General features: G+C 66.4%; 9 protein-coding genes. 6 read left to right on the forward strand and 3 right to left on the reverse strand.

Features of this window, described 5'->3' with window-relative positions; genetic code table 11:
• The first annotated feature begins 97 nt into the window (after positions 1 to 97).
• The 3 genes from WC729_RS22385 to WC729_RS22395 all read left to right on the forward strand — a co-directional run bounded on the left by WC729_RS22385 (position 98) and on the right by WC729_RS22395 (position 4,829).
• Complete coding sequence (locus tag WC729_RS22385; protein ID WP_372856664.1) at positions 98 to 1,168, forward strand: sterol desaturase family protein; 1,071 nt, start codon at positions 98 to 100, stop codon at positions 1,166 to 1,168.
• 82 nt (positions 1,169 to 1,250) lie between these two features.
• Entirely contained in the window at positions 1,251 to 2,402 is a 1,152-nt protein-coding gene (locus WC729_RS22390; RefSeq protein ID WP_372856665.1) for an L-lactate dehydrogenase, read from the forward strand.
• 81 nt (positions 2,403 to 2,483) lie between these two features.
• The gene (locus WC729_RS22395; RefSeq protein WP_372856666.1) at positions 2,484 to 4,829 is read left to right on the forward strand and encodes a membrane-bound PQQ-dependent dehydrogenase, glucose/quinate/shikimate family; all 2,346 of its coding nucleotides are present in this window, start codon (positions 2,484 to 2,486) and stop codon (positions 4,827 to 4,829) included.
• A gap of 308 nt (positions 4,830 to 5,137) precedes the next feature.
• Here the strand turns inward: WC729_RS22395 and WC729_RS22400 are convergent, their stop codons facing one another.
• The gene (locus WC729_RS22400; protein ID WP_372856667.1) at positions 5,138 to 5,734 is read right to left on the reverse strand and encodes a TetR/AcrR family transcriptional regulator; all 597 of its coding nucleotides are present in this window, start codon (positions 5,732 to 5,734) and stop codon (positions 5,138 to 5,140) included.
• 96 nt (positions 5,735 to 5,830) lie between these two features.
• On the opposite strand from WC729_RS22400, the gene WC729_RS22405 reads away from it, so the two are divergent.
• Both WC729_RS22405 and WC729_RS22410 read left to right on the forward strand, forming a co-directional pair.
• Complete coding sequence (locus WC729_RS22405) at positions 5,831 to 6,571, forward strand: SDR family NAD(P)-dependent oxidoreductase (protein ID WP_372856668.1); 741 nt, start codon at positions 5,831 to 5,833, stop codon at positions 6,569 to 6,571.
• Positions 6,568 to 7,719 carry an MFS transporter gene (locus tag WC729_RS22410; protein WP_372856669.1) on the forward strand — a complete coding sequence of 384 codons (1,152 nt, stop codon included), beginning with the start codon at positions 6,568 to 6,570 and terminating at the stop codon, positions 7,717 to 7,719. The genes WC729_RS22405 and WC729_RS22410 overlap by 4 nt, the downstream gene beginning before the upstream one ends.
• 17 nt (positions 7,720 to 7,736) lie before the next feature.
• Here WC729_RS22410 and WC729_RS22415 read toward each other — a convergent pair whose 3' ends face one another.
• On the reverse strand, positions 7,737 to 10,685 hold the full coding sequence (locus WC729_RS22415) for a TonB-dependent receptor plug domain-containing protein (RefSeq protein WP_372856670.1): 2,949 nt from the start codon (positions 10,683 to 10,685) through the stop codon (positions 7,737 to 7,739).
• A gap of 123 nt (positions 10,686 to 10,808) precedes the next feature.
• Complete coding sequence (locus WC729_RS22420) at positions 10,809 to 11,138, reverse strand: hypothetical protein (RefSeq protein ID WP_372856671.1); 330 nt, start codon at positions 11,136 to 11,138, stop codon at positions 10,809 to 10,811.
• A 318-nt stretch (positions 11,139 to 11,456) separates the two neighbouring features.
• On the opposite strand from WC729_RS22420, the gene WC729_RS22425 reads away from it, so the two are divergent.
• Positions 11,457 to 13,487 (forward strand): PQQ-binding-like beta-propeller repeat protein, encoded by a 2,031-nt coding sequence (locus WC729_RS22425; RefSeq protein ID WP_372856672.1) that lies wholly within the window; start codon positions 11,457 to 11,459, stop codon positions 13,485 to 13,487.
• The last annotated feature ends 34 nt before the right edge of the window (positions 13,488 to 13,521 follow it).

Genomic DNA, 13,521 nt, shown 5'->3' on the forward strand with positions numbered 1-13,521 from the left:
CGGCGCTTCAATATCAGCCCCAAGCCCGGCACGGCCGCCCCGTTAACCTCGCGATTACGAGGAGACCCTAGAGGTCGAAGGGGAAGGTCGTCATTCAATGATCGAGGTCGTCATTTCAGCCGCGAGCGACGGCCTTGGCCGCCTTGCCGGCTTCTGGGGCAACCAGCTTGGCGGCACCTTCCTCGGGCGTGGGTCCACCCTCGCGATCGACGGGCTGATCTGCACTTTCTTGCTGGCCGCTTTCCTTGCGGTGCCGCGCGGCCGGCGGCGTCTGCCGCGGCTCCGAGTGTGGTGGCGCGCGCTCTTTCCCCGGCGCTTGTTCAAGAGCGCCTCGGGCCGGGCCGACATCGTCTATTTCCTGTTCGGCCTGTTCTTCTACGGCCTCGCCTTTGGCTGGATGCTGTTCTCGGCCGGCCCGCTGGCGCAGTGGATCGCGAATGGGCTGACGCTGGCGCTGGGGTCGGCGCCGGCAACCGCGATCCCGCCGCTGGTTCAGGGGGTGGTGCTGACCATCCTGTTCTTCCTCGCTTACGAATTCGCCTATTGGCTCGACCATTTCCTGAGCCACAAGATTCCGGTCCTGTGGCAGTTCCACCGGGTGCATCACGGGGCGGAGAGCCTGTCGCTGCTCACCAATTTCCGGGTCCATCCGGTCGACACGCTGGTCTTCATGCACATCACTGCCGCGGTACTCGGTCTGAGCCAGGGCATTGCCCGCTATGCGCTGGGCCCGACCGCGCATCCCTGGGAGATCGGCGGCACCAATGCGCTGATCATCCTGACCGCCGTCGCGCTGACTCATCTCCAGCATTCGCATCTGTGGATCACCTTCGGCCCGACATGGGGACGGTGGATATTGAGCCCGGCGCATCACCAGGTTCACCACTCGACCGACCAGCGCCATTTCGACCGCAATTTCGGGAGCACGCTGGCGATCTGGGACCGGCTGTTCGGTACCTTCTACCTGCCGTCGGAAAAGCGGGAAGTGCTGCACTTCGGGCTGGATGACGACCCGTCGCCGCATGGGCTGCGCGCCGCGTTCGTGACGCCGTTTCACCGGACCGTGGCGCTGCTTCCAATCGGGCGCGGCACGAAAGTCGAGGACGATCCGGATACCCGACCGGAGATGGTGCTTGGGTCCGAGCGGGCGAGCCCGATCTCTCATTGAATGAGGGAGCGGGCGGGCAAGCCGCTTTACCCCGCGCCGGTTTCGCGATCAGGTTGCGCGCCCCGCCGGATAGGAGCGTATTTTGATCGCCGCGTGCATTGACGATTTCCGCGTGCTGGCAAAAACGCGCCTGCCGCGCTTCCTGTTCGACTATATCGATGGCGGCTCCTATTCCGAGGCGACGATGCGCAGCAACGTCGCCGACCTGCAGGCGCTGAGACTGCGCCAGCAGGTGATGCGCGACGTCTCCGCGATCGACCTGTCCACCATGATGATGGGCCGCAAGGTCGCGCTGCCGATTGCGCTCGGGCCGGTCGGACTGGCGGGGCTCAATGCGCGGCGCGGTGAAGTGCAGGCAGCGCGCGCAGCCGAGGCGAAGGGCGTGCCCTTCATATTGTCGGCGGTGTCGTGCTGCAGCCTCGAAGAAGTGACGGGCGCGGTGTCCGGGCCGGTGATGCTGCAGCTCTACATGATCCGCGACCGGGATTTCATGCGCGACCTGCTGGGCCGCGCCGCCGCGCTGGGGGTCGATACCCTGGTGCTCACCGTCGACCTGGCGGTGCAGAGCGCGCGCTATCGTGACGTGCGCTCGGGGCTGGCCGGGGTGCAGGGCATCGACACCCAGCTGCGCCGCTTTTCCCAGATCGCCGCGCGGCCCGGCTGGGCATGGGATGTCGGCGTGCGCGGCGGGCCGCATACGCTCGGCAATTTCGCGCCGGTCATGAAGGAGGGCGCCGGGCTGAGCCAGTTCCTCGCCTGGGTCGGCCGCAATTTCGATGCCTCGATCACCTGGAAGGATCTGGACTGGATCCGGCAGCACTGGAGCGGGCGGCTGGTGATCAAGGGCGTGCTCGATCCCGACGATGCGCTCGCGGCCTGCGATGCGGGCGCGGACAGCATCATCGTCTCCAACCATGGCGGCCGCCAGCTCGACGGCGCACCCTCGACGATCGCCGCGCTACCGGCGGTGGCGAAAGCCGTGGGCGGGCGCGCTGAAATCCTGATGGACAGCGGTGTCCGCTCCGGCGTCGACGTGCTGCGCGCGCTGGCGCTCGGCGCGAAGGGCGTGCTGCTTGGCCGGCCCTGGGCCTTCGCGCTGGCGGCGCGGGGCGAGGCGGGGGTGGCGGCGATGCTCGACCTGTTGCGGCATGAGATGGCGGTGGCGATGGCACTGACCGGCCAGACCAGCATCGCCGATCTGTCGCCCGACATCCTGCTGCCTCTCAACACATGAGCGCCCGAACGCCGGCGGCCATCGACGGCGGCTGGCTTGCGCTATGCTCGCGTCCAAACAAGACGCGTTGAGGGGATGGAGATGGCCGGAGCATCGAACGGGGCGCGCACGCCGGGGTCGCGCTGGCTCAGCTATCTCGTTGCGCTGATCCTGCTGGCCGCGGGGCTCGCCTTGCTGGTGCCGGGGCTTGCGCTGCTGGGTATCGGCGGCTCGGCTTATTATGCGGTCGTCGGCCTTGCGGCGATCGGTACGGCCATACTTGCGGCGCGGCGCAAACCAGCGGTCGCGCTTGCCTATGCCGCCCTCCTGTTCGGCACGACACTCTGGGGATTGTGGGAAGTCGGGCTCGATCCCTGGGCGCTGATGCCGCGACTGGTCTTCTGGATCGTCGGCGGCATCGCGGTGGCGCTGGTCTGCGCCGCGTCGCGTGCGGAGCGCCGGGCGTTATGGGTATCGATCGGGTCGGCGACGGGCGTGTTCCTGATCGCCTGGATCCTCCATTCGCCGTTCGAGGCCGGGCCGGCACGGTGGAGCGGCCAGCCGCGCGCGGTCGCGGCAAATGGCGACTGGGCGCATTACGGCAATTCGCAGGGCGGTTCGCGCTTCTCGCCGCTCGCCGAGATCACGCCTGCCAATGTGACCGGGCTCGAGCGCGCCTGGACCTTCCGCTCCGGGCTCACCATGCCCGGCGGCAAGCGCAAGGGCGGGTTGCAGGTCACGCCGCTGATGGTCGATGGCGTGTTGTATGGCTGCACTGCGTTCAGCAGCGTGTTCGCGCTCGACCCTGTTACCGGCAAGCAATTATGGCGTCATGACCCCAAGCTCGCCGAGAATTCGGGCGGGCACCCGGCGTGCCGCGGCATCGCCTTTTTCCGCGCGCCGGCGGGCGTGGCGGAATGCTCGACACGGCTGATCCTCGGCACGATCGACAATCGCCTGATCGCGCTCGATGCGAAGACCGGCAAGCCTTGCACCAGCTTCGGCGAGGGCGGCGCGACCAGCCTGCAGGACGGCATCGGCGATTTCCAGAAGCGCTGGTCTCACCCGACCTCGCCGCCGACCATCGTGAACGGCGTCGCAGTGATCGGCGCCTATGTCGCCGACAACCAGGCGACCAAGGTGCCGCCGGGCGTCATCCGCGGCTATGATGCGGTGACGGGCAAGATCCGCTGGGCGTTCGACCCCGGCCGGCCCAACGACCAGCGGCCCTTGCCGCCGGGCCAGAATTACACGCCCTCCACGCCCAATAGCTGGACCCTGTTCAGCGGCGACGATGCGCTGGGCCTCGTCTACATCCCGATGGGCAATGGCAGCCCCGATTTCGTCGGCGGCCAGCGCAGCCCGGAGACCGAGCGCGTCACCTCATCGCTAGTGGCGCTCGACGGGGCGACCGGCGCGGTGCGCTGGACCTTCCAGGCCGTGCGGCACGACCTGTGGGACTATGACCTGGCCGCGCAGCCGGTGCTGGTCGATTTCCCGACGGGTAACGGCACCACGCCCGGCCTGATCCTGCCGACCAAGACCGGCCAGCTCTTCGTGCTCGACCGCCGAACCGGCAAGCCGCTGATCAAGGTGGAGGAACGCCAGGTCCCCAGATCGACCCTGCCGGGCGAGCGCGGGTCGCCGACGCAACCCTTCGCGGTCGGCATGCCCGACGTAGCGGGCAAGCCGCTCGAAGAGCTCGACATGTGGGGCCTCACCCCGTTCGACCAACTCTGGTGCCGCATCCAGTTCCGCCGCGCGCATTATGAGGGCATGTTCACCCCGCCACGCCTTGGGCCGACCTTGCGCTATCCCGGCGAGCTGGGCGGGATCGACTGGGGCAGCGTCTCGGTGGACGAAAGCCGTGGGCTGCTGATCGTCAATTCCAACCATATGGCCGACCGCGACGAACTGATCACCCGTGCCCAGGCCCGGGCCGAGGGCCTCGTCGTGAAGAGCGACCCGAAGACCCATTCGGCGCCCGGCGCGCCGATGGAGGGCACGCCCTATGCGATCCATTGGGGGCCGTTCATGTCGGGGCTCCAGGTGCCGTGCCAGCGGCCGCCCTATGGCTATCTGACCGCGATCGACCTGAAGACACGCAAGATCCTGTGGATGCGCACCCTGGGCGATTCCCGGAACAGCGGGCCCTGGGGCTTCGGCCTGGGCCTGCCGCTGCCGCTCGGCGCGCCGAACATCGGCGGATCGATCGCGACCGCGAGCGGCCTGATTTTCATCGCCGCGACCCAGGACGAGATGTTCCGCGCGGTCGACACCGGCACGGGCAAGATCCTGTGGCAGGACAAGCTGCCGGTGTCGGGCCATGCCACTCCGATGAGCTATCGCGGGCGCGATGGGCATCAATATGTGGTGATCGCGGCGGGCGGCGGATCGCTGCGCGACCGGCCGGGGGATTATTTCATCGCCTATCGGTTGAAGCGGTGAGGGGAAAAGCCTTCGCTCGCAGCCCTTCGGCAATACTGTTCCGACAATAAGAAAGAGCGAGCCGGCTCACATCCGGCACAGATGACATGCCAGACCCCAAGTCATCGTTGAATCGAGGCCGATGACAGGCTGAGCCGACTGGAAGATATGGGACACCCAGCATGTCCCATATCTCCTGTCCCGTCGGTGAGGGGTTTCTATAATATTATTGTATATCAGTTATTTAGAATATAGCCGATAACCGAGGGGAGCGCTGGATATGGGACATTCGGGGATTCTGGAGCGTCAAAGTGGCGGGAGCAGGGATATCACCAGCGATCCCAGCCCAGCATGGCCCCGCGCGCCACGGCTTCCAGCGTTGCGAGATCGGCGCCGTCGCGCGCAAGCACTGACATTCCGCTCTGCACGCTGAGGTAAAATGCCGCCGCGTCGAGGACCGGGAACGCCGGCGGCAATTCGCCCTCGGCGATCGCGCGCGTGAGACGATCGGCGATCTGAGTCAGGTTTCCGCGGCGCCGGGACCGTAGCTCGTGATGCGCGGCATTGTCCTCGTCGAGGTCATGCTGTGCCCCGAGCACGATCAGGCACCCCGGCGGATCGCCGGGAGCCGAAAAGGCCCGGGCCGTCGCCACCAGGAAAAGCGCGATCGCGTCGCGCGCGCGGGGCGTTTCCTCGAGCGCGCGCCAGATCTCGGTGCCGTGATGGGCGTTGTAATGGGCCACCGCCTCACAGAACAGCGCCTCCTTGCTGCCGAAGGCGGCGTAGAGACTCGGCGCGTTGATGCCCATGGCCCTGGTCAGCTCGGCGAGTGAAGCGCCTTCATAGGTCTTGCTCCAGAACAGCCGCATCGCCTGTTCGAGAGCTTCCGCGCGATCGAACCCGCGCCGCCGGCCGCGTTCCACCACGATCGCCTCCTTTCTGTAGCGAACACTATATATTCATGTTGACCGACTCGCCAAGTGCTGCATATCTGTAGTGATTGATACAGAATGGAGATGGCGATGACGAGACTGACTTCCAAGCGCGCTCTGGTGACCGGCGGCAGCCGGGGAATCGGCGCGGCGATCGCGCGGCGGCTCGCGGCCGAAGGTGCTGATGTCGCCATCACCTATGCCGCATCGGCGCAGGCGGCGGCGCAGATCGTCGGCGATATCGAGCGGATTGGCCGCAGGGCGTTGGCCATTGCCGCGGACAATCGCGATGCGCAGGCAATCGAGGCGGCGGTGGAGCAGGCAGCGGGCGCGCTCGGCGGGATCGACATCCTCGTCAACAATGCCGGCATCTTCATTGCCGCGCCGATCGAGTCGCTGACGCTCGACGATTTCGACGCGACCATCGCCGTCAATCTGCGCGCGGCGTTCGTCGCGGTGCGCGCGGTGCTGCCGCATATGGGCGAAGGCGGGCGGATCATTTCGATCGGCAGCAACCTGGCGACTCAGGCGCCGCATGAGGGGCTCACCGCCTATGCGGCGAGCAAGGCCGGACTTGCGATGATGGGCCAGGCGCTGGCCCGCGATCTGGCGCCGCGTGGGATCACCGTGAACACGGTTCATCCGGGATCGACCGACACCGACATGAATCCCGCGAACGGTAGCTTTGCCGCCGACCAGGTCGCGCGGATCGCGCTCAAGCGTTTCGGTTCGCCCGACGACGTTGCCGCCGCCGTCGCGTATCTCGCTGCGCCCGAGGCAGGCATGGTGACCGGCACGGCGATCCTGGTCGATGGTGGCGCAAACGCATGAACGGGGCGATGGCCGCGCTGCTTGGCATTGGCGCGGCGATCGTGGTGGCGGTGGAGTTCGTCGTCATCGGCCTGATGCCGGCGATGACGGCGGAACTCGCGCTGTCGCCTGCCCAGGCCGGCGCGCTGGTGACGCTGTTCGCGCTCGCCTCGGCGCTGCTCGGGCCAGTGCTGGTCGCGACCACCGCGCGACTTCGCCCGGCATTGGTGCTGGCGGCGGCGCTGATGCCGTTCGCGGCGGGCCTGTTGCTGCTCCCGTTTCCGAGCTTTGCGATGGTCGCCACCCTTCGCGTGCTGCAAGGCGCGACGCTGCCGCTGTTCATGAGTCTCGCTGGAGCCCGGCTCGCGGCGGACCGGGGGGCGGGACAGGGGATTGCGCTGCTCTATATCGGCGTCACGATCGGCGGCACGCTCGCGCCTACCTTCGGCGCCTTTGCCGCCGAGCGGGTCGGCTGGGTGGCGCCGTTGGCGGGGCTTGGCGCCTTGGCGCTCTTCGTCGCCGCGGCCTGTCTCGCACTCCCGCACCGCAAGCTCGCGGATGAGCGCGGCATGACGTGGCGGCTGCTCGCCCGTGCGCCGATGCCCGCGCATCTGCTGCTTTCCGCCTTGCTGTTTGCAACGATGTTCGCGGGGTTCAGTTACATCGCGCTGCTGCTCACACACGCGGGGCTTGATGCCGATGCAGTCACGATCGCCCTGTTGGGCTTTGGCGCGGCGGGTCTGGCCGGCAATTGGCTGGCGGGCAGGTTCGTCCGATGGGCGCTGCCGGCGACCTATGCGCTCGCGCTCGTGGTTGTGCTGGCGACGTCGTGGCTGTCTTTCGTCGTCAGACCTGGAGCCCTCGCTTTGGGCCTGGCGATGCTGATCTGGGGGGTGGCGCATTCGGCCGGGTTCGTATTCAGTCAGGTGCGGGTGATGGCGGTGGCGTCGGAGGCACCGGGCTTTGCCGGTGCGCTGAATATCTCCGCGGCGAACATCGGCATCGCGATCGGCAGCCTTGCGGGCGGTCGCGCGATGGAATGGGGTGGGCCGGCGACGCTGGCTGCAACCATGATCGCGCTGGCCCTGCCGTGCGTCGGCGTCGCGTTTTGGATCGGTCGTGCCGGTCGCCTGCTGCCCGGTCGAAATCCGCCCGTCGGATCGGGTTAGGGTGCAGAGTCATCGATTCAGAATTTCGCGCGCAGGCCGATGGTGATCACGCGGCCGATCGGGTTGCCCGAATATTGGTCGTATCCATTGGCGCCGTTGTAGAAGGCCGGTTCGCGGTCGAAGAGGTTGGTCGCGTCGACGAAGATCTGGCTGCCGCCGAGCGATCCCGAGCCGGGCAGGGTGTAGGTCAGGTTCAGGTCGAAGGTCGTGTTCGAGCGGACCTTGTCGCCGCCGCTCGACGGCAAGCCGTCCACCGTGACGATCGGTGCGACCGTAGAGCCCGACCAGTTGCGATAGCCGCCGACATGATTGGCGAAGATCGTGGTCGAGACCGGCCCGATATCCCAGCCGAGATTGGCGCGCGCCTGAGTCTGGATCGACGGGAAGGTGTTGTTGAAGCCCGTCGTGTTGAGCACGCTGAACGTCTTGCCGCCGCGCAGCTTCTGGTCGAACCGGGTGAAATAGGAGATCGATCCACCGATGCGGAAAGCGCCGGCCGATCCCGCCTCGAGCCGGTAATCGACATTCGCGTCGATGCCCTGGATGTCGAGGTTGAGCACATTCCCCTGGCGCACCGATAATATGTAGTAGGTCGGCGTGTTGACTGGCGAGGACAGCGGGAAATCGCCGACGACGCCCGTGATATCCGCCTGGGTCGCGCCGTTCGGGAAGAATTGCAGCCGGTCGGCCAGCGCGTCGCTGCTGATTGCGTTCGAGGCGCTGGTGCCGGTGATCTGGTTGATCAGCTTGGTGTTGAACAGGGTGAAGCCGGCGCGGAAACCCGGCAGCCAGGGTGGTGAGAAGTCGAAACCGATCGACCAGCTGATGCCGCGGCCCGGCTCGGGATCGGGCGGGCCGCCATTGACGGTGATGCCGTTGACCGTGCTCGGCACGGTGCAGAAGCCGTTCGAGCAGGTGACGCCAGGCACTGACGCGACCTGCGGGAAGCGCGAGACCGGGATGTTGATCAGCGACTGGTTCGACCCGCCATAACCCGAAAAGCTGGTGAGGCCGTTGCGCGTCACGTCGCCGACGCTGGTCAGCTGGGGTGCGACAAACGAGCGCGAATAATTGCCGCGGAAACGGATGCCTTGGGTCGGCTCCCAGCCCAGTGCGATGCGTGGGTTGGTGGTCGTGCCGATCTCGCTGTAATCGTCGACCCGGCCCGACAGGCTGATATCGAAGCGCCGGATGAAGGGCATTTCGTTGCCGGCGCCGACCAGCGGGATGTTGAGCTCGGCATAGGCCGATTTCACGTTGCGCTTGAGGAACAGGTAAAAGGCTTCCGATCCGCGCGAGGACGGGCCGGTATTGTTCGGCCGGTTGCGGTTCATCTCCAGCCCATAATGGGCGAACTCGCCGCCGATCGCCATGCGCACATCGCCGCCGCCGATCGTGAACAGCGTGCCGTCGACCGCGAGCCGCGCCTGCGTCAGCGAATAATACCACATCGAGCGAGTCTCGTTGTCGATCAGGCGCGCGCGCACCGCCGCAGAGGTGCGGTTGGCCGAGCCGATGTTCCAGACGTCGAGTGCGTTGTCGACAGTCAGCGGCAGCTCGGTGACGATGATGTTGGTGCCGGGGATCGACGGCGTGGTCAGGCTGCCGCTGCTGTTGGTCGTGCCATTGAGCGCGAGATTGGCGCAGCTCGCGCAGATCTGGCCCTTGTTGCCGACAAAGCTGTCCTCGCGGCCGTACAGGCCGAGCGCGGTGATCCGGAAATTGCCGTCGAGCTTATATTCCAGGTTGAGCGTGCCGTAATAATCGGTCGCGTTGTTGTCGTTGTACGCGCCCGGGCCGAGCAAATCGTCGGCGTTGAAGCGGATGGTCTGCTTGTCGAAGGCTGGATTGGGCGTGATCCCGTCGGCAAGGAATTGCGGAATGCCGGGAGGGTTCACGTAAAAGGGATTGGCCTGGGCGCCGGTGCGCGACACGGTCGAGGTGATCGTGCCGCGCGAGGTCTGCTGGCGGTTGGTGACGCGCGAATAGACGACGTCCAGCCCCACCGTGAGCTTGTCGGTGATGTCCTGCTGGAACTTGACCATCGCATTGTGGCGTTCCTCGCGCGGGAAGATATCGCCGAGCGCGGTCAGCTGGCAGGGCGAGTTCGCCGCCGTATTGGCGATCGGGGCGGCGGAGGTGGGCGAGACATAGATGCCCGATACGCCCGCGGGCTGGATCGATGCCGGCGAGCAGAAGAAGGAGCCGAAATTGGTGCCGCCCTGCGGCCGATGGTCGCGATTGAGGAAATCGCGGTCGGCGAACTGGAGCGCACTGCGGTTGGAATAATTATAGGCCAGCATCGCCCAGCCGCCGTCCCAGCGCGTGCCCCACAGCGCCCCGGCATTATAGGTGCGATAGCCGTCGCCGAAGCCGGCCTGGCCGGTAACTTCGAAGCCCTTGTAGTTGCGCCGCGTGATGAAGTTGATCACGCCGGCCACTGCGTCGGAGCCGTAGACCGAGGAGGCACCCTCGGCGAGCACTTCGACTCGTTCCAGCGCGATCGGCGGCACGATGTTGGGATCGGTCAGCGTCTGCTGCTGGCTGCCGGGCGAGATGCGATGCCCGTCGATCAGCACCAGGGTGGAGTTGGACGAACTCGACCCTAGGCTGTGGATCGTCGGGGCGTAGAAGGAATTGCCCGGATTGCCGCCCTGCGGCGTTGCGCCCGAGCCGGTGATCGACGGGATGGTGCGCAGGATCTGCTGCACGGTCTGGGCGGAGGTCGATTCGATCTCCTTGCGACCGACCGCGACGACGTTCGACCCGACCGGCGCGGCGCCGCGGATGCTGGTGCCGGTGACGACGATGTCTTCCTGCTCGGCCGTATCGGGGCTGGCGGGAAGGTCGGCCGGTGCGGCGGGCGCAGCCTGTTGCGCAAGTGCCGGCACAGAAAGGGTTGAAAGGCCTGCAGCGAGCGCCAGAAGACACGCCCGCCATGCCGCCGCGATTCGCGATGTCGCCATGATCCGCTCCCTATTATGTTGTGGGAGCAAGAGGATAGTATTGGCCTTTGTCCGTCAAAGTCGGGGCCGCCAACCTTCTCAAGCAATGAGAAGGCGACGAAATCGCCTCTCAACTGTTGAGCGTCAGTGCCCCGCAGGCTTCTCGCCGACGCTTTGGGCGGGATAGGTCTTGGACAAATAGTCGACGAACTTGGGATAATCCTCGTCGGACACCGTCGCGCCATAACCGATCATCTGATCGACCGTCAGGGCCCATTGGTCGGGTGACTTGCGCTGCGCGCTCACCTGCGTGAACACATGGCAGCTCGCACAGGTTTTCTCGACCACTGGCTTGATCGCCGGATCGGCTACCGCCGGCGCCGGGTCTGCCTGGGCGAGTGCCCCCGACCCGAGAATGGCGAACGCCAGCAGGCCGGCTGAAACCGTGAACGTTTTGCGACCGATACCGTGCATCCAACTTCCCACTTCAATTCTTCGCCTCTTCTGGCCTCCGGCGGGTGCACCGGGGCTGAACGGCAATTTGCGATCCGGCAGCTATCCCAGCGCCGCTGGCGCTCCAATGAATGGGCTCGGCCCGCTCTCATTAAATGAGAGGATATGCCATGGTCGCGTTGACACTTTGGGCGCTCGACCGGACGCTTAGGGGCATGACGACGGCGTGATGAAGCGCCCCGGGGGGATGATGTCGGCAGGGCGAAACCTTGCGGACGACAGGTTCGAAACCCCCGTGAAGAACGAAAAACGGCCTTGGGCCGAGGAGAGACGGATCGCATGACGCAGGGGTTCACCCGCCGCCAGCTTTGCCAGACCGGGATCGCGCTTGTCCTGGCGGCGCGGGCGCCGGCCGTGCTGGCGCAGGGCCTTGGCGAGCCGGGAGTTCCGGGTAATCCCGATCTGTCCGCCGGCACCGACAAGGGCGAATGGCGGACCTATGGCGGTGGCCTGTCGAGCACGCGCTATGCGCCGCTCGACCAGATCAGTGCCGACAATTTCTCGAAGCTCGAAGTTGCCTGGCGGTTCCGCCCCGACAATCTCGGCCCGTCGCCCGACCCCAATCTGCAGGCGACGCCGTTGATGGTCGACGGCGTGCTGTATCTCACCGCCGGCTCGCGCCGCGCTGCGGTCGCCCTCAATTCGCGGACGGGTGAGATGCTGTGGAAGTATAATATCGATGAAGGTCCGCGGGGCGAGAAGGCCGTGCGCCCGGGCAGCGGTCGTGGCCTGAGCTACTGGACCGACGGCAAGGAGAAGCGGATTCTCTACGTGACGCCGGGATACCGGCTGATCGCGCTCGATGCCGCGACCGGCGATCCGATCCCGGGCTTTGGCGATCAGGGCGTGGTCGACCTGAAGACGGGGCTCGACCAGGACGATGTGGATCTGGTCGGTGCCGATATCGGGCTTCATGCGACCCCGCTGGTGGTGGGCGACATCATCGTCATCGGCGCGGCGCACCTGCCGTCCTCGACGCCGATGAAGAAGCATATCAAGGGCGCGATCCGCGGCTACGACATTCGTACCGGCAAGCGGCTGTGGATCTTCCACACCATTCCGCAAAAGGGCGAATTCGGCAACGACACCTGGCTGAACGGGTCGGAGGTTTACACCGGCAATGCCGGCAGCTGGGCGCAGATGAGCGCCGATCCCGAGCTCGGTCTGGTCTATGTCGGCGTCGAGCTGCCGACCGGCGACTGGTATGGCGGGTCGCGCCCCGGCGCGGGCCTGTTCGGCGAGAGCCTGGTCGCGCTCGACGTGAAGACGGGCGTGCGGCGCTGGCACTTCCAGTTCGTCCATCACGGCATGTGGGATTACGACGTGCCCTGCGCGTCGATCCTGGCCGACATCACGGTCAATGGCCGCAAGATCAAGGCGATCGCCCAGCCGAGCAAACAGGCCTGGGTCTATGTGCTCGACCGGGTAACCGGCAAGCCGGTCTGGCCGATCCCCGAGCGCAAGGTGCCCAAGGGCGATGTGCCGACGGAGTGGTATGCGCCGACCCAGCCCCATGTCACCAAGCCGCCGGCGTTCGATCGCCAGACGGTGACGGTGGACGAGCTGATCGATTTCACGCCCGAACTCCGCGCCGAGGCGACCAAGCTGATCCAGGATTATCGTTATGGCGAAGGCGGGCCGTTCCTGCCGCCGACCTTCAGCAAATGGCCCCGGCCGCGTGCGTCGCTCGTCACGCCTTATGGCGACGGTGCGGGGCAATGGCCGGGCGGTGCGCTCGATCCTGAAACCAACATGCTCTACGTCTTTTCGAACCTGTCCTATGGTGGGCTGGCCAACAAGCCGGCCGACCCCAAGGTGACCGATCAGGCGATGGTGCCCGGCATGGTGTCGGCCCCCGACGAGGTCGGGCGCCGGCCCACGCGGCTCACGGTGCGCGGCCTGTCGCTGCTCAAACCGCCTTATGGCCGCATCACCGCGATCGACCTCAACAAGGGCGAGATCGCCTGGCAGGTGCCGCATGGCGAGACGCCCGACGAAGTGCGCAACCATCCCGACCTCAAGGGCCTGACGATCCCGACCACGGGGAGCATCGGCAAGGTCGGCACGCTGGTGACCAAGACCTTGGTGATTGCCGGCGACGGCACCGCGACGACGCTGAACGGCGTCAAGGGCGCCTGGCTCAAGGCCTATGACAAGAAGACCGGTGCCGAGGTGGGTCGCGTTCGCATGGCGAAGCGGGCGACCGGATCGCCGATGACCTATTCGATGGGCAGCAAGCAATATCTCGTGATCGCGACGACCAACCCGGGCGAGCCGGGCGAACTCGTTGCCTATCGCCTGCCCGGATAACCGAAATCGCGCCGGCGATGTCGGCGGCACCAGG

The organism is Sphingomonas sp. (genome assembly GCF_041661825.1).
GTDB lineage: Bacteria > Pseudomonadota > Alphaproteobacteria > Sphingomonadales > Sphingomonadaceae > Sphingomonas.

What these genes read in the sequence shown, in the direction of transcription:
- WC729_RS22385 (WP_372856664.1), top strand. Translation starts at nt 98, where the DNA reads ATGATCGAGGTCGTCATTTCAGCCGCGAGCGACGGCCTTGGCCGCCTT.
- WC729_RS22395 (WP_372856666.1), top strand. Translation starts at nt 2,484, where the DNA reads ATGGCCGGAGCATCGAACGGGGCGCGCACGCCGGGGTCGCGCTGGCTC.
- WC729_RS22405 (WP_372856668.1), top strand. Translation starts at nt 5,831, where the DNA reads ATGACGAGACTGACTTCCAAGCGCGCTCTGGTGACCGGCGGCAGCCGG.
- WC729_RS22410 (WP_372856669.1), top strand. Translation starts at nt 6,568, where the DNA reads ATGAACGGGGCGATGGCCGCGCTGCTTGGCATTGGCGCGGCGATCGTG.
- WC729_RS22415 (WP_372856670.1), bottom strand. Translation starts at nt 10,685, where the DNA reads ATGGCGACATCGCGAATCGCGGCGGCATGGCGGGCGTGTCTTCTGGCG.
- WC729_RS22420 (WP_372856671.1), bottom strand. Translation starts at nt 11,138, where the DNA reads ATGCACGGTATCGGTCGCAAAACGTTCACGGTTTCAGCCGGCCTGCTG.
- WC729_RS22425 (WP_372856672.1), top strand. Translation starts at nt 11,457, where the DNA reads ATGACGCAGGGGTTCACCCGCCGCCAGCTTTGCCAGACCGGGATCGCG.